Annotated in this window: 11 protein-coding genes; 9 read left to right on the top strand and 2 right to left on the bottom strand. The window is 65.0% G+C overall.

Annotation, left to right across the window (positions count from 1 at the left end; genetic code table 11):
• Positions 1 to 9 precede the first annotated feature (9 nt).
• Both ASE11_RS21380 and ASE11_RS21375 read right to left on the bottom strand, forming a co-directional pair.
• Positions 10 to 411: a hypothetical protein gene (locus ASE11_RS21380; protein WP_056276552.1), complete on the bottom strand. Its 402-nt coding sequence runs from the start codon at positions 409 to 411 to the stop codon at positions 10 to 12.
• Positions 408 to 1,799, bottom strand: a complete 1,392-nt coding sequence (locus ASE11_RS21375; RefSeq protein WP_082585929.1) for a glucoamylase family protein — start codon at positions 1,797 to 1,799, stop codon at positions 408 to 410. The genes ASE11_RS21380 and ASE11_RS21375 overlap by 4 nt, the downstream gene beginning before the upstream one ends.
• A 395-nt stretch (positions 1,800 to 2,194) precedes the next feature.
• Here ASE11_RS21375 and gnd point away from each other — a divergent pair, with 395 nt between their 5' ends.
• From gnd to ASE11_RS21330, 9 genes are read left to right on the top strand one after another with little or no spacing between them, the layout of a single operon-like run.
• Positions 2,195 to 3,211, top strand: coding sequence for a phosphogluconate dehydrogenase (NAD(+)-dependent, decarboxylating) (gene gnd / locus ASE11_RS21370; protein WP_082585928.1), 1,017 nt, complete (start codon positions 2,195 to 2,197; stop codon positions 3,209 to 3,211).
• Positions 3,208 to 3,927, top strand: coding sequence for an HAD family hydrolase (locus tag ASE11_RS21365; protein ID WP_056276546.1), 720 nt, complete (start codon positions 3,208 to 3,210; stop codon positions 3,925 to 3,927). The genes gnd and ASE11_RS21365 overlap by 4 nt, the downstream gene beginning before the upstream one ends.
• Entirely contained in the window at positions 3,924 to 5,030 is a 1,107-nt protein-coding gene (gene tal, locus ASE11_RS21360) for a transaldolase (RefSeq protein WP_056276543.1), read from the top strand. Before ASE11_RS21365 ends, tal begins: the two co-directional genes overlap by 4 nt.
• Positions 5,027 to 5,974 (top strand): 2-deoxy-5-keto-D-gluconate 6-phosphate aldolase domain-containing protein, encoded by a 948-nt coding sequence (locus ASE11_RS21355; protein WP_056276540.1) that lies wholly within the window; start codon positions 5,027 to 5,029, stop codon positions 5,972 to 5,974. Before tal ends, ASE11_RS21355 begins: the two co-directional genes overlap by 4 nt.
• Positions 5,967 to 8,099 carry a transketolase gene (tkt, locus tag ASE11_RS21350; protein ID WP_056277294.1) on the top strand — a complete coding sequence of 711 codons (2,133 nt, stop codon included), beginning with the start codon at positions 5,967 to 5,969 and terminating at the stop codon, positions 8,097 to 8,099. The genes ASE11_RS21355 and tkt overlap by 8 nt, the downstream gene beginning before the upstream one ends.
• 7 nt (positions 8,100 to 8,106) lie before the next feature.
• On the top strand, positions 8,107 to 9,816 hold the full coding sequence (pgm, locus tag ASE11_RS21345) for a phosphoglucomutase (alpha-D-glucose-1,6-bisphosphate-dependent) (RefSeq protein ID WP_056276538.1): 1,710 nt from the start codon (positions 8,107 to 8,109) through the stop codon (positions 9,814 to 9,816).
• Positions 9,809 to 12,190 carry a phosphoketolase gene (locus tag ASE11_RS21340; protein ID WP_056276535.1) on the top strand — a complete coding sequence of 794 codons (2,382 nt, stop codon included), beginning with the start codon at positions 9,809 to 9,811 and terminating at the stop codon, positions 12,188 to 12,190. Before pgm ends, ASE11_RS21340 begins: the two co-directional genes overlap by 8 nt.
• Positions 12,187 to 13,287, top strand: a complete 1,101-nt coding sequence (locus ASE11_RS21335; RefSeq protein ID WP_056277287.1) for an acetate/propionate family kinase — start codon at positions 12,187 to 12,189, stop codon at positions 13,285 to 13,287. The genes ASE11_RS21340 and ASE11_RS21335 overlap by 4 nt, the downstream gene beginning before the upstream one ends.
• A complete protein-coding gene (locus ASE11_RS21330) occupies positions 13,284 to 16,196 on the top strand; it encodes a cation-translocating P-type ATPase (RefSeq protein ID WP_082585924.1) in 2,913 nt (970 codons plus the stop codon). The genes ASE11_RS21335 and ASE11_RS21330 overlap by 4 nt, the downstream gene beginning before the upstream one ends.
• The last annotated feature ends 4 nt before the right edge of the window (positions 16,197 to 16,200 follow it).

Below are 16,200 nucleotides of genomic sequence, written 5' to 3'. Positions count from 1 at the left end.
CTCCTTGGGTCAACGGATGTTTTCGGGATGCTTGTGCTTGACGGGATGTTCTTCGTCTTCGGGCCCTTCCTGATCAGCCATTTCGCAGACGGCCGCCACATTGGGTGCGCCGGCGCGCCAGAGCCAAGCCACGGGCAGAAACGACGCAGCTCGCTGGGCTATCTCGTCCTGGCGCTCAAACGACACCGTCCGACCGGACTCGACCTGCATCACATCGTCGGGCAGCGGCTGGAATTCACCTGTGCCGTCGTCATGCTGGTGCGGCATGAAGATGCCGAGCCGAAACTCAGACAGCCGGCGCAACATGTCCTGCACTTCAGGCAGTTGCATCGCCGCCTGTGCGGTCTTGAGCGCGGGCGGCAGCCCGTAGGGGGTGGATCTTGAAACACTGGCTGTTGTCATGTTGGTCATGCTGTTCTCCTGCTCGTCGAAAGCAACCCATTGGCTGTGGCTGGGTCGGTTGCCACGTTGTCTTGAAGCCATCCCCCGGTGAACCCGGCTCGCTGCAGCCCGGCGGCGATGGGCGGACAAGCCCGCATCAGGCGCCACGGCAAACCAGAGCGGTGGTTCTCGATCATCAGAACGATCGGTCCCTGGTTGAGCCCGAAGTGCCATGGTGATACCCACCAGCCGTAGGGGTTGCCAGGTTCACCCGGGTGCGACGGATTGAACGAGGCCTTGAATCCGTAAGAGTTGAATTGCGTCAACTTGGCCTGGTAGATGCAGTAGTCGATGGTGGGCATCACGACCTCAGGCGCGAACGGCAGCGACGCCACCACCGCCCACGGCGCAAGGGTTCCATCGTCGGGACCGTAAGGCACGCCGCGTGCCACATAGTCGAATAATTCGTGCTCAACGCCATCAACCTTCAGGCGGCCAGGGCCCGGTCCTTCGCTGGCGGTGATGCCCCAGCAATGGCTTCCATAGCTCTTGAAGCCGAGCGGGTTCTCGATGGCGTACTTTTGCTGCGCCAACGTCGCACGGCGGCTGTTCTCGAAGTAGTCGATGCCCTTGCCGCGCATGAAGGCGTCCTGAATATCGCGAAAGTCGATCCACACATGCGACAGCTGATGTGTGAACAGCGAGCCGGCATACAGGTAATCCTGCCCAAAACAATGCTTCCACTGGTAGGTCGACGTCCACGCTGCGTAGCTTTCCTGCGGCAGCGGAAAAGTCGGCGACCCCAAACCCAACACATACAGCAGCAGCGCCTCGTCGTAGCCTTCCCACCGGTAGGGAAGAAATCCGGTCTCGGGCTTCCAGCCATGCGTCACGGTGGCCCCGCCGTTTTGGGCCCATTGCCAATTGGCGCGCCGATAGAGCGCGACGCCCAGTGTGCGGATCTCAGCTTCGTCGGTGCTGTCGGCGTCGAAGTACATGGCCGCCATCAGTGCGCCGGCGAGCAGGAAGGTGGTATCCACTGTGGACAGCTCGCACTCCCAGGCGCGCCGTCCGGTCTGCATGTCGAGGAAGTGGTAATAAAAGCCCTGGTAGCCGGTGGCGTCGGATTCGGTGCCCTGTGGGCTGTTCCAGAAAAATCGCAGCGTGCCCAGCGTGCGTTGAACGGCTGCCGTGCGCGACATGAAGCCGCGTTCCACGCTCACCGGGTAGCACGCCAGCGCCATCCCGGTTGCTGCAATGCTGGCCGGCCAACCGGGGGCTGTCTTGTCGATGACCAAGCCGTTGTCGGGATTCGTTTCATGCTGGAAATAGCCGTAGGTCTGGCGCTGCAGCTCATGCAGTTCGGCATCGACGCTGCGTCTATTTCGGTCTGAGGTAGCTGAAACCAGAGCGGTCATGCATGGTCCCTAATGTTGTGCAGGGTGTGGTCACTGGCACTGGCACTGGCACCGGCACCGGCACCGGCACCGGCACCGGTGCGGCAGCTGTGGCGGAGAGCCTGTCTGACCATTTCAGGCCGTCCCACGTTCAGCCTTGCGGCCCAGCGATGAGCAAGGGCTTGGACTGTTCACTGCAGGGGTACAAGGTACGCGTGCCTTTCAAGGCCGTCTGTGCGTTGCAAGACGCAGCTTCGCCCTGTTCCCGGAATCGCGCTTCATTGCTTCACCCGCTGGGTTCGGAAGCGCACGGACAAGGGTTGCCGAAAAAGCGCACGCTCAGATTCCGGCACGCTTCCAGCATTGCGCACATTCAAGTGGCGCAGAGCGCCCGTGCGCCGCGACGGAGCAAAGCTTTGCAAATTGGCTTGGTTGGATTGGGTCGGATGGGCGACGGCATGGTCAGGCGCCTGCTGCGCGCCGGTCACGCTTGCGTGGCGTTTGACAAGCAGCCGTCAGCGCTGGGCCGTTCGGTCAAGGAAGGCGCGATGGGTGTGGCGTCACTGCAGGAATTGGTGGCACGGCTGAGCCGGCCACGTGTGATTTGGCTCATGGTGCCGGCTGCCGGGGTTGATCTGTTGTTGAGCGAGCTTGCACCGCTGCTTGAAGCAGGCGACATCGTCGTGGATGGCGGCAACTCGAACTACCGCGACGACATTCGGCGCGCAGCTGAGCTGCATGCGGCTGACGTTCAGCACCTGGACGTCGGCACGAGCGGTGGCATCGCCGGGCTCGATCGCGGCTACTGCCTGATGATCGGCGGTGAAGCGGTGCCCTTCGAGCATCTGCGGCCGATCTTCTCGGCGCTGGCACCCGGCGTTGCAGCGGCCACGGCCACACCCGGTCGAGGGGTCGGTTCCAGCAGCGCTTCAGAAGGCTATCTGCACTGCGGTCCGCATGGCGCCGGCCACTTCGTGAAGATGGTTCACAACGGCATCGAATACGGCTTGATGGCCGCGTATGCCGAGGGTCTGAACATACTGCGCAATGCCAACGTCGGCAAGGCCGACCTCGCGAGCGACGCCGAAACCACACCGCTGCGCAACCCTGAGTTCTATCAGTTCGAGATGAACCTGCCCGAGATTGCCGAAGTCTGGCGCCGCGGCAGCGTGATCGGTTCGTGGCTGCTCGATCTGACGGCGCAGGCGCTCCTGAAAGACCCAGAACTGGGGTGCTACGCCGGTCGCGTATCCGATTCCGGCGAGGGGCGCTGGACCCTTCAGGCGGCCATCGAGGAGGGCGTTCCCGTGCCGGTGCTCAGTGCGGCATTGTTCGAGCGCTTTTCGTCGCGCGGTGGCGGCGACTTTGCCAATCGGATTTTGTCGGCGATGCGGGAAGAGTTTGGTGGCCACGCTGAGAAGGGCGCAGCATGACCGCCCGGCACGACACCGTGTTCCTGCTCGACGTGGACAACACGCTGCTCGACAACGACCGCGTCGTCGCTGACCTGCACGCGCACTTGAAGCATGAATTCGGCGTCGTCCCCGCAGGCCGCTACTGGGCCCACTTCGAAGCCTTGCGCAGCGAACTTGGCTACGCCGATTACCTGGGCGCATTGCAGCGCTGGCGGCTTGATGCCGAGCCTCTGCCGGGCGACGAGATGCCTCTGCTGAAGATGTCGGAGTTTCTGATCGACTACCCCTTCGCCGATCGCCTGTACCCGCAGGCTCTGGATGTTGTCCGGCGCCTGAACGCAAGCGGGCCGACGGTGATCCTGACCGATGGCGACGTGGTGTTCCAGCCGCGCAAGATTCAGCGTTCCGGTCTGTGGGATGCGGTGGCCGGCCGGGTGCTGATCTACATCCACAAAGAGCAGATGCTGGGGGCGGTGCAGCGGCATTTTCCGGCCCGCCACTACGTCATGGTCGACGACAAGATGCGCATCCTGGCGGCCATGAAGGGCGTCATGCAAGGCCGTCTGACCACCGTCTTCCCGCGCCAGGGCCACTACGCGTTGGAGTACGCGTTGGATGCGGCCGCCTTGGCGGCTTACCCGCCCGCCGACATCGCCATCGAGCGCATTGGCGAATTGCTCGACATCGATCTTCGCGACCTTCGCGACAACCGCGCACCTCAGGAAACACCATGATTGCCAACACCCGAAAGCTGCACGACCTGGGCCAACGCCTGTGGCTCGACAACATCACACGTGATTTGCTGGACAGCGGCACCCTCGCGCACTACATCGCCGATCTGTCGGTGACCGGGTTGACCTCCAACCCGACGATTTTCGAGAAAGCCATCGGCAGTGGCGCAAGCTATGACGATGCGATCCAGAAGCTCGCCGCGCGCGGTTTGTCGGAGGAGGGTATCTTCTTTGAGCTGGCGCTGGCCGACCTGACGCGCGCCGCCGACCTGTTCAGGCCCGTCTTCGACGCCAGCGACGGCGTCGATGGGTGGGTTTCACTCGAAGTCTCGCCGCTGCTGGCGGGTGACACGGCCGGGACCATCAGCGCCGCAGTGCAACTGCACGCGCGGGCCGCGCGGCCCAGCCTGTTCATCAAGATTCCCGGCACACCGCAAGGCCTGCCGGCCATCGAACAGTCGATCTTCGACGGCGTGCCGATCAATGTGACGCTGCTGTTTTCGCGCGAGCACTACCTGGCGGCGGCCGAGGCTTACCTGCGCGGCATCGAGCGCCGCGTTGAGGCCGGTCTGTCGCCCAGGGTTCAGTCGGTGGCATCGCTCTTCGTCAGCCGCTGGGACGCTGCGGTGAAGCAGGAGATTTCGCCGCCGTTCCACAACCGCTTGGGCATCGCGGTGGCCATGCGCTGCTACAAGGCGCATTGCGAGCTGCTGGCTTCCGCACGCTGGCGCAAGCTGGCGGCAGCAGGGGCAAGGCCACAGCGCCTGCTGTGGGCCAGTACCGCGACCAAAGACCCAGCCGCGCGCGACACGCTCTATGTGGAGGCTTTGGTAGCACCCGAGACGATCAACACCATCCCCGAGAAGACCTTGCTGGCCTTTTCGGACCATGGCCATCCCGGTGCCGCGCTGCCGGCCGATGGCGGCCTGGCCGAAGCGGTATTGGAAGAATTCAGGCGCGAAGGTGTCGATGACGAAGCACTGGCCGCACAGTTGCAGCGCGAGGGTGTGCAGGCCTTTGCAAAGTCATGGAGTGGCTTGTTGGCGCAAATCAGGGAAAAGAGTGTGGTGGCGGGAGCGGCCACTGCCACGGAGCAACCGCAATGAATCTCGGATACGACAAGCCGCTGTATCTGCTGCCGTTCGATCATCGGCACTCCTATGTGAAAAGCCTGTTCAATTTCGCGCCACCGCTGTCGGCCCAGCAGGCTGTGCGCGTCTGCGACAGCAAACAGCTGATTTATGAGGGCTTCGTGGCCGCCATCGAAAAAGGTGTGCCTCTTCCAGCGGGCGGCATTCTTGTAGATGAGGAATTCGGTGCTGACATCCTGCGCGACGCGCGCAGGCGAGGCTTCGTCACCGCTCTGCCCACCGAACAAAGTGGCTCGGAGGAGTTCGAGTTCGAGTACGGCGCCGACTTCATGCACCACATCGAGAGCTTCGACCCGACATTCGCCAAAGCGCTGGTGCGCTACAACGTTGAGGGTGACGCAGCCCTGAATCAGCGCCAGTCCGGCCGCCTGAAGCAGCTTTCCGAGCACTGCCGGCGCGCCCGGCGGCGCTTTATGTTCGAGTTGCTGGTACCAGCCACCAAGGCGCAACTGCAGCGCCTGGGTGGCGACAAGGACGCCTACGACCGCGACCTGCGCCCCATGCTGATGCAAGAGGCGATTCGCCAACTGCAAGATGCCGGCGTCGAGCCCGACGTGTGGAAGGTCGAGGGCCTGGCGCAACGTGGCGACTGCGAGCGCGTCGTCGCTGCAGCGCGCTGCGACGGGCGCGGCACAGTGGGGTGCATCGTGCTCGGCCGCGGTGCCGATGCAACGCAGGTGCGACACTGGTTGGCCACTGCGGCGGCTGTCCCCGGTTTCATCGGCTTTGCGGTCGGCCGCACGACCTTCTGGGATGCAGTCCTCGGCTGGCAAGCACAGAAAAAATCACGCTCCGAGGCGGTGCAACAAGTCGCCACGCGGTTGCTTGAGTGGGTCGGTACCTTTGAGACGGCGCGCCTCGCCAGTGCCGATGCCCCGACCAGAGCCGGCCATGAATGACCGGTTGAACCAGCCAGCCGATGCCCCCTCCTGCGAGGCCGGGCGACTCGACCAACTGTGCATCGACACGCTGCGCACGCTGTCCATCGATGCCGTGCAGCAGGCGAACTCGGGCCACCCCGGCACGCCGATGGGTGCCGCGCCGATCGCCTATTGCTTGTGGCAGCGCTTCCTGTGCTATGACCCGAACGATCCCGAATGGGCTGACAGGGATCGCTTTGTGCTCTCGGCCGGCCACGCATCGGCGCTGCTTTACAGCCTGCTGTACTTGTGCGGCGTGTTGGGCACCGGCGCAAGCTACCCCCAGCCGGGCTCGCTGGCGGTGGCGCTGCAAGACTTGAAGACCTTCCGCCAGGCGGGCAGCCGCTGCACCGGTCACCCGGAATACGGCTGGACCTCGGGTGTGGAGACCACCACCGGCCCGCTCGGGCAGGGCGTTGCCACCAGCGTGGGCATGGCGATGGCACAGGCCTGGCTGGCAGCTACTTACAACCGCCCTGGCCACGACATATTCACCCACCGCGTGTTCGCGTTGTGCAGCGACGGCGACATGATGGAGGGCGTGAGCGCCGAAGCGGCGTCGCTGGCCGGCCATCTGAAGCTGTCGCGGCTGTGCTGGGTCTATGACGCCAACCGCATCAGCATCGAAGGCTCGACGACCATCACCTTCACTGAAGATGTCGGGGCGCGCTTCGAGGCCTATGGCTGGCGCGTCGTTCGTGTGGCCGACGCCAACGACCTGGACGCACTCACGCGCGGCATGCAGGTCTTCATGGAGGCGCTGGACCGGCCGACGCTGGTGATTGTGCAAAGCCACATCGGCTACGGGTCGCCGAACAAGCAGGACAGCAAGCAAGCACATGGCGAGGCGCTGGGCGCCGATGAAGTGCGGCTGACGAAGCAGTTCTATGGCTTCGACCCCGATGCGACCTTCGCTGTGCCCGCTGGTGTGCAGGCGCATTTCAGCGCCGGGTTCGGCCAGCGCGGAGCCAGCGCGCACCAAGCATGGAACGCACGCTTCACAGCCTACCGGGCGCTGTACCCCGAACTCGCGGCGCAGATTGATGCCCAGCAGCAACGCCAATTGCCGCCGGGTTGGGACCGTGCGCTTCCAAGCTTTGCAGCCGATGCCAAGGGCCTGGCCACGCGGGAGGCATCGGGCCAGGTGTTGAGCGCGATCGCGCAGCAGATGCCCTGGCTGCTGGGCGGGGCGGCAGACCTGGCGCCTTCGACCAAGACGGCGTTGACCATCGCTGGCGAATTCGAGCCGCCCACTGGTAGCGACGAAGTCGGCGCGATCGACGATTACGCCGGCCGCAACCTCCATTTCGGCGTTCGCGAACATGCCATGTGCGCCATCGCCAACGGCTTGGCGCTGTCGAAGTTGCGTCCTTTCGCAGCGAGTTTCTTCATCTTCACCGACTACTGCCGCGGCGCGATCCGCCTCAGCGCGATGATGGGTTTGCCGGTCATCTACATCTGGACCCACGATTCGATCAGCATGGGCGAAGACGGGCCGACGCACCAGCCGGTGGAGCAGTTGGCGTCGTTCCGCGCGATGCCCGGCATGGTGGTGCTGCGCCCGGCTGACGCCAACGAGGTGGTTGAGGCCTGGCGCGTGGTGATGCAGCTGACCGACAGGCCGGCCAGCCTGGTGCTGTCGCGCCAGGCGCTGCCTACGCTGGACCGCAGCCGGTACGCCAGCGCCAGCGGTGTGGCGCGGGGGGCCTACGTGCTGGCCGATGCGCAGGGCGGCAAGCCCGATGTGCTGCTGCTGGCCACCGGAAGCGAAGTGGCGCTGTGCATCTCCGCCTACGAGCAACTGAAGGGCGAAGGCATTCTTGCCCGCGTAATCAGCATGCCGTCGTGGGACCTGTTTGAAGGCCAGAGTGCCGAATACCGCGACAGCGTGCTGCCGCCTGACGTGGAGGCGCGCGTTTCGGTCGAGGCCGCGTCGCCGCTCGGTTGGGAGCGTTATGTCGGCCGGGGCGGGACGATCATCGGCATGCGCTCGTTCGGCATCTCGGCGCCAGGCCAGGTTGCGCAAGTCCATTTCGGCTTCGATGTCGCCCACGTCGTGGTTGCTGCCAGGGAACAGATCGCGCGGCACGCGCAGAAGGCGTAGGCGCAAGATGGCAGGCAGCGGCATCAGCCCATTGGCCGGCCACCCGGCGCCGCCATCGTCGCTCGTCGACGTGTCCGCGCTCGTTGCCGCCTACTTCGCGAACGTGCCCGACCCCACGGTCTTGGCGCAGCGCGTTGCATTCGGCACCTCGGGCCACCGCGGCTCGGCCATCGACGTGTCGTTCAACGAATGGCATGTGCTGGCGATCACGCAGGCGATTTGCCACTACCGCAGAGCCCACAACATCGACGGGCCGTTGTTCCTGGGCATCGACACGCACGCGCTCTCGCAGCCCGCGTGCGCCAGTGCGCTCGAAGTACTGGCCGCCAACGGCGTCGATGTGATGCTGGCGACAAACGACGAGTACACGCCGACGCCGGCAGTCTCGCACGCGATCCTGGGCTACAACCGGGGGCGCCTGCATTCGGAAGACGCAGGCGTCGCCGACGGCATCGTCATGACACCCTCACACAACCCGCCGCGCGACGGCGGCTTCAAGTACAACCCGCCGCACGGAGGTCCGGCCGGCCGGGAGATCACGAACTGGGTCGAGGCCGAGTCCAATCGGCTTCTCCAAGCGCGCCTTGAAGGCGTGAAGCGCATCCCGCACGCCCAGGCGCTGCGGGCCGCAACGACGCACCGCCACGATTTTCTGAACGCCTACGTGGCCGATCTCGGCAACGTGATCGACATGGACGTGATCCGCGAGGCGAAGGTACGCATGGGCGTGGATCCCCTGGGGGGCGCTGGAGTGCACTACTGGGCGGCCATTGCGGAGCGCTACCGCCTGGACCTCACCGTCATCAGCGAGATCGTCGACCCGACCTTCGCTTTCATGCCGCTGGACTGGGACGGACAGATCCGCATGGACCCCTCGTCGCCGCACGCCATGCAGCGGTTGGTGGACTTGAAGGACCGCTTCGACATCGCTTTCGCCTGTGACACCGACCACGACCGCCACGGCATCGTCGTTCCAGGGGCTGGCTTGCTGTCGCCCGATCACTACCTGGCGGTGGCCATCGACTACCTGTTCCAACACCGGCCGAGCTGGGGCAAACAGGCTTCAGTTGGCAAGACCGTCGTCAGCAGCCGGCTGATCGATCGGCTCGCGGCCAGGCTGGGTCGCCAACTGGTTGAGATGCCGGTCGGTTTCAAGTGGTTTGCCAGTGGCTTGGAGAGCGGCGCGCTCGGCTTTGCGGGCGAAGAGAGTGCAGGCGCCACGTTCCTGCGCCGCGATGGGTCGGCCTGGACGATCGACAAGGACGGCATCGCCGCTGCGCTGCTGTCTGGCGAAATCACTGCGCGCACCGGCTTCGACCCTGGCGAACGCTATGCGGCTTTGGCGCAAGAGTTCGGCAGCCCGGTGGCAAGCCGGGTGCAGGCCTCTGCGACGGTGCGGCAGAAGGCGCAACTCGCGGCGCTCACCCGAGAGCACCTCACAGCGACCGAACTGGCCGGGGAGCGCATCGAAAGCATCCTCAGCCATGCACCCGGCAACGGTGAGCCTGTCGGTGGCATCAAGGTCAATACCGCCAGCGGCTGGTTCGCTGCGCGGCCCTCCGGCACCGAAAACATCTACAAGATCTACGCCGAGAGCTTTGTGGGCGCAGAACACCTGCAGCGCATCTTGAAAGAAGCGCAGGCCATCGTCGACACGGCGATTTCGTCTGCGCCTCCACCGCACAACTCAATGACCCCGAAAGGCCTCCATGTCTGATTCCTTGACGCCTGACATTCTGCAGAAGATCGATGCCTACTGGCGTGCGGCGAACTACTTGTCGGTCGGGCAGATCTACCTGCGAGACAACCCGTTGCTGGAGCGCCCGCTCACGCTCGCAGACATCAAGCCGCGCCTGTTGGGTCATTGGGGCACGACGCCAGGTTTGAACCTTCTGTATGTCCATCTGAACCGGCTGATCAAAGAGCATGACGTGAACATGATCTACGTCATGGGTCCTGGCCACGGCGGGCCGGGCATCGTGGCGAACAGCTATCTGGAGGGGTCGTACACCGAACACTACCCGGCCATCGAACGCAACCGCAACGGCCTGCAGCGGCTGTTTCGGCAATTCTCGTGGCCGCAGGGCGTGCCCAGCCATGTATCGCCCGAACTTCCGGGCTCGATCCATGAGGGCGGTGAGTTGGGGTACTCGCTGGCGCACGCCTACGGCGCGGCATTCGACAACCCCGATCTCATCGTTGCCTGCGTCGTTGGCGACGGTGAGGCAGAGACCGGCGCACTGGCGGCGAGTTGGCACTCCAACAAGTTCCTGAACCCCGCGCGCGACGGTGCGGTGCTGCCGATCCTGCACCTCAATGGCTACAAGATCGCCAACCCCACGGTGTTGGCACGCATCAGCCGGGAAGAGCTGACCGATCTGATGCGTGGCTATGGTCACGAGCCGCATTTCGTCGAAGGCGACGACCCCGTGTTGGTGCACCAGGCTTTGGCCGCCACGCTGGATGCGGTGCTGGTGCAGATACGCGCCTTCCAACAGCAGGCTCGAGCGCTGGGCCCCGAGCAGCCTGTGAATCGCCCACGCTGGCCAATGATCGTCTTGTGCACGCCTAAAGGCTGGACCGGGCCGAGTCACGTTGACGGCAAACAGGTGGAAGGCAGCTGGCGCTCGCACCAGGTGCCCATTGCCGAGTTCAAGACCGCTGGGCACGTGCAGCAACTTGAAAGCTGGCTCAAGAGCTACCGACCCGAGGAGCTGTTCGACCTGGATGGTCAGTTCCGTGAGGGGTTGGCTGCGCTGGCACCAACAGGTCAACGCCGGATGGGCTGCAATCCGCACGCCAACGGGGGCGCGCTCCTGAAGCCGCTGAACATGCCTTCCTTCCGTGACTACGCCGTTGCGGTGACCGAGCCAGGGGTGGTGGAGGGCGAGGCCACACGCGTCCTTGGCACTTTCCTGCGCGACGTGATGAGACTCAACTTGAAAGCTGCCAACTTCAGACTCTTCGGCCCGGATGAAACTGCGTCGAATCGGCTGGATGCCGTGTTCGAAGTTACCGGCAAGGTGTGGCTGGACGATGTGCAGGAAGAGCGAGATAACCACCTCAGCGCCGATGGCCGGGTGATGGAAGTGTTGAGCGAGCACCTGTGCGAAGGCTGGCTCGAAGGCTACCTGCTGACGGGACGCCACGGCCTGTTCTCGTGCTACGAGGCGTTTATCCACATCATCGACTCGATGTTCAACCAGCACGCCAAATGGCTCAAGGTGTGCAACGGCATTCCCTGGCGAAAGCCGATCGCGTCGTTGAACTACCTGCTCACCTCACATGTCTGGCGGCAGGACCACAACGGCTTTTCGCACCAGGACCCCGGCTTCATCGACCACGTTGCGAGCAAGAAGGCCGACGTGGTGCGGATCTACCTGCCGCCCGACGCCAACACGCTGCTGTCGGTGGCCGACCATTGCCTGCGCAGCCGCAACTACGTGAACCTGATCATTGCCGGCAAGCAGCCGGCGCCGCAGTGGCTGGACATGGACGCGGCCGTGCGCCACTGCGCCGCGGGCGCAGGCGTGTGGGAGTGGGCCAGCAACGATGCCCGGGACCCCGACGTCGTGATGGTCTGCGCCGGTGACGTGCCGACGCTGGAAGCGCTGGCCGCCGTGACGCTGCTGCGCAGCTACGTGCCCGACATCTGCATCCGCTTCGTCAACGTCGTCGATTTGATGGTGTTGCAACCGCCCTCGGAACATCCGCACGGGCTGGCCGACCATGAGTTCGATGCTTTGTTCAGCATTGACAAGCCGGTGATCTTCGCCTTCCACGGTTACCCCGCAATCATTCACAAGCTGACCTACCGGCGGCGCAACCACGCCAACATCCATGTGCGCGGCTACAAGGAAGAGGGCACCACGACGACGCCGTTCGACATGGTGGTGCTGAACAACCTGGACCGCTATCAACTGGCGCTGGACGCGATCCGGCGTATCCCCAGACTTGCGGGCCAGGTCGAGGCCGAAGTTGCGCGCTTTGAGGCCACCCTGCAGCGCCACAAGCGCCATATCGCCGAACACGGCGACGATATGCCCGAGATTCTGGACTGGCGTTGGTCGCCGGCGAAGACCGATTCGTGAGCACGCTGAACATCCTGGCGCTGAACAGCGGCTCGTCATCGCTGAAGTTCGGTTTGTACCGCGTCGATTCGGCAGGTGCCGAGGAACTGCTCAGCGAGACTGTCTCCACAGCCGGCACGGCCGACCATAGGGACGCGCTGACCCGTGTCGCCAGCGTTCTCGCAACAGCTGGGATGCCGCCACCCGACGCCATCGGACACCGCATCGTTCACGGCGGGCCGGCGCTGCGCCAACATTGCCGTATCGACGACGCGGTGATGCGGCAACTGCAAGCTGCGGCGGCCTTCGCGCCGCTGCACACACCCGCCGAGCTGGCGCTCATTCGGGCCACGCAGGCCCACTTTCCCGGCATTGCGCAGGTGGCGTGTTTCGACACCCAGTTTCATGCCAGCTTGCCCGAAGTGGCCCGCGTGCTGCCGATTGCCCGGGAGCTGTTGTCGGAGGGCCTGCATCGCTACGGGTTTCACGGCCTCTCTCTGGAATCGATCGTGCGGCAGCTCGGCGACGTCGTGCCGAAGCGTCTGGTGATCGCCCACCTCGGCAACGGCGCCAGCATCACCGCGTTGAAGGACGGTCAGTCGATCGACACGAGCATGGGCTTGACGCCCAGCGGTGGGGTCATCATGGGCACACGCAGCGGCGATCTCGACCCTGGTGTGCTCGTCTACCTGATGCGCGAGAAGAAGCTCGATGCCGCCAAGCTCGCAGCATTGATCGATCAAAACTCCGGCCTGCTGGGCATATCGGGAGTCAGCGGCGACATGCGGCGCCTGCATGAAGCTGCTGCGTCGAACCGTGATGCGCGCCTGGCCATAGAGATGTTCTGCTATTCCGTGCGAAAGCAGGTGGCCGCGATGAGCGCCGCACTCTGTGGCCTGGACATGCTCGTCTTCACCGGCGGCATCGGTGAGAACGACGCGCTGGTGCGCAGCGAGATCTGTGAGGGGCTCGGATGGATCGGTGTCAGCCGCGACGAATCGTGTAACCGCGCTGCAGCCAATCCCGGCAGCGACCGCACGTCGCGCTTCCAGGTGCTGGTACTGGCCTCGCAAGAGGACGAGCAGATCGCCCGCCACACTTGGGCGTTGCTCGCATGACGCAGGTAGCAGCCGGCCAGCCCAGCGAACCTGGCGACAACGGTGAAAGCGGCGACATAGGGGATATCGGCAGCATCGCCGACGCGTCAATCATCGACGCTGATGCCGTGGCGGTGGCGCTTGGGGTGAATGTCGAGACCGGCCTGAGCGCGCAGGAAGCTGCGAGCCGGCTTGCCCATGGCAGCCCCAATGAGCTGCGTGCGGCACCGCCGGTCCCGGCCTGGCGGCGTGCGCTGGCGCAGTTCCAGGACCCGCTGATCTACCTGTTGCTGGCGGCGGTGGCCGTGGCTCTGGTCGCCTGGTGGGTCGAAGGCGCAGGTAATGAAGGAAGGGGCTGGCCGGTGGACGCGATCGTCATTGCTGCCGTCATTCTGTTGAACGCGGTGATCGGCCACGTGCAGGAGGCGAAGGCGCAGAACGCGGTGGCAGCCCTGGCGAAGATGACGGCTGCCACTGCAACCGTGCTGCGCGACGGCAAGCCGCAACGTGTGCCCAGCGCCGAGCTGGTGCGCGGCGACGTGCTGGTGCTGGCTGAAGGCGATGCCATCGGCGCCGACGCGCGCCTGCTTCAAGCCACGGCGCTGCGTGTCCAAGAGGCCGCGTTGACTGGCGAGAGCGAGGCCGTTCTCAAGGCCACCGCCACGCTGCCCAAGCCGGTGGCGCTCGGTGACAAGCTCGACATGGTTTTCAAGGGTACGGCGGTGGCGCAGGGCACTGGCCGTGCTGTGGTGACGGCCACCGGCATGGCCACCCAGATGGGCCACGTTGCGGCGCTTCTGGAGGCCACCGCCGAGGAACCGACTCCGCTGGAAAAGGAGGTGGCACAAATCGGCCGCACGCTGGGCCTGGCGGTTGTGGCCATCGCCATCGTGGTGGTGGGCACCATCCTGCTTATCTCCGACATCCGCAGCACAGCCGATGTGGTGCACGTGTTGCTGCTGGGGGTTTCGCTGGCCGTGGCCGCGGTGCCCGAGGGGCTGCCCGCCATTCTGGCGGTGGTGCTCGCGTTGGGTGTGCAGCGCATGGCCAAGCACCAGGCCATCGTCAAGAACCTGTCGTCGGTGGAGACGCTTGGCTCCGCCTCAGTGATCTGCTCCGACAAGACCGGCACCTTGACGAAATCAGAGATGACCATCGAACGCGTGATGACCGCTTCCGGCGACACACGCATCAGCGGGGTGGGGTATGCGCCTGACGGACAGGTTCACCAGGCCGAGCCGGGCGGTGGCGAGCGGGTTGAGTTGCTCGAGGGGCCGCTGCGCAGCGAGGCCATTGTCGTGCTCAGCGGTGGCAGCCTGGCCGGTAACGCCGACTTGCGCAAAACCGAAGGCGGCGCGTGGGAGATTCACGGCGACCCCACCGAAGCCGCCTTCCTGGTCGCCGAACGCAAGCTGGGCCAGGGCACGGTCACCGAGCGGCGCGAGCGGCGCTTCGAGCGTGTCGGCGAAGTTCCGTTCACGTCAGAGCGCAAGCTGATGACGACGATCGAACGTGACCTCGAAAACGGCGGTGCACTCGTGGCCATCACCAAAGGGGCGCCCGACGTGCTGCTGAGCCATTGCACGCAGGCGCGCCTGGGGTTGGAAGTCGCCCCACTGGACGACGCCTTGCGGGCGCGGCTGCTGGCCGATGTCGACACCCTGACCGACGCCGCGCTCCGCACGCTGGCTGTGGCGTACCGGCCGTTGGCGCCGGGCGAAGAAGCCACGGCTGGCGAAGCGCTGGAGCATGACCTGATCTTCGTCGGCACCGTCGGCATGATCGACCCGCCGCGCGAAGAGGCAGCGGTGGCGATTGCCGAAGCGCGCCGCGCTGGTATTCGCGTCGTCATGATCACCGGCGACCACCCGAAAACGGCCGCGCGCATTGCGGCAGACCTCGGCATCGTCGAGGCGGGCGCGCCTGCGCTCACAGGCGCCGAGATCGATGCGCTGGACGAAGCAGCCTTCGCCGACGCCGTGCGCAAGACATCCGTCTACGCCCGCGTGGCACCGGCCCACAAGCTGCGCATCGTCGACGCCCTGCAGGCCGACGGCAACATCGTGGCCATGACCGGTGACGGCGTGAATGACGCGCCGGCCTTGAAAGCCGCCGACATCGGCATCGCGATGGGCGTCACCGGCACTGAAGTGACCAAGGAAGCGGCCAAGATGATTCTGGCCGACGACAACTTCGCCACCATCGTGCATGCCGTGCGCGAAGGGCGCGCCATCTTGGACAATATCCGCAAGTTCCTGCGCTACCTGCTGTCGTCCAACATGGGCGAGGTGCTGACGGTGTTTCTGGGCGTGGTGGGGGCTGGCGTGATCGGCTTGAAGTCCACCGGCGCCGTTGATGCGGCGGGTGCGGGCGGCACCGTGGTGCTGCCGCTGCTAGCTACCCAGTTACTGTGGATCAACCTCGTCACGGATTCGGCGCCCGCGCTGGCGATGGGCGTGGACCCGGCCACCGACGACCTGATGGCACGCAAGCCGCGGCATGTAAACACGCGCCTGATCGATGCGCGCATGTGGTCCAGCGTGATTCAGACCGGCGTGGTGATTGCCTTGGTGAGCTTGCTGACGATGGACTTCTATTTGCCGGGCGGGTTGATCGAGGGTACGGGCGACCTGACCACGGCCCGCACGGCAGGATTCACGACACTGGTGTTCACCAGCCTGTTCACCTGCTTCACCGCGCGCTCGGACACCACCAGCGCCTTCAGCCATCTGTTTGTCAACCCGTGGCTGTGGGGTGCCGTCGCTCTGTCGCTGAGCATGCAGTTGGCCGTCGTCCACGTCCCGCTTCTGAACATCGCCTTCGGCACGGCGCCGCTGGCGCCGGGACAGTGGCTGGTGTGCGCTGCGATGGCCAGCGGAGTGCTGATCTACAGCGAAGGGCAGAAGCTGCTCAGGCGCCGCTGGAGTTGATGAA

It is taken from the genome of Hydrogenophaga sp. Root209, assembly GCF_001428625.1.
In the GTDB taxonomy this organism is placed as follows: domain Bacteria; phylum Pseudomonadota; class Gammaproteobacteria; order Burkholderiales; family Burkholderiaceae_C; genus Hydrogenophaga.
Note: the sequence above shows the minus strand (reverse complement) of the source record. Positions and strands in the feature narration are given on the sequence as shown.

What these genes read in the sequence shown, in the direction of transcription:
- ASE11_RS21380 (WP_056276552.1), bottom strand. Translation starts at nt 411, where the DNA reads ATGACCAACATGACAACAGCCAGTGTTTCAAGATCCACCCCCTACGGG.
- ASE11_RS21375 (WP_082585929.1), bottom strand. Translation starts at nt 1,799, where the DNA reads ATGACCGCTCTGGTTTCAGCTACCTCAGACCGAAATAGACGCAGCGTC.
- ASE11_RS21365 (WP_056276546.1), top strand. Translation starts at nt 3,208, where the DNA reads ATGACCGCCCGGCACGACACCGTGTTCCTGCTCGACGTGGACAACACG.
- tal (WP_056276543.1), top strand. Translation starts at nt 3,924, where the DNA reads ATGATTGCCAACACCCGAAAGCTGCACGACCTGGGCCAACGCCTGTGG.
- ASE11_RS21355 (WP_056276540.1), top strand. Translation starts at nt 5,027, where the DNA reads ATGAATCTCGGATACGACAAGCCGCTGTATCTGCTGCCGTTCGATCAT.
- tkt (WP_056277294.1), top strand. Translation starts at nt 5,967, where the DNA reads ATGAATGACCGGTTGAACCAGCCAGCCGATGCCCCCTCCTGCGAGGCC.
- pgm (WP_056276538.1), top strand. Translation starts at nt 8,107, where the DNA reads ATGGCAGGCAGCGGCATCAGCCCATTGGCCGGCCACCCGGCGCCGCCA.
- ASE11_RS21340 (WP_056276535.1), top strand. Translation starts at nt 9,809, where the DNA reads ATGTCTGATTCCTTGACGCCTGACATTCTGCAGAAGATCGATGCCTAC.
- ASE11_RS21330 (WP_082585924.1), top strand. Translation starts at nt 13,284, where the DNA reads ATGACGCAGGTAGCAGCCGGCCAGCCCAGCGAACCTGGCGACAACGGT.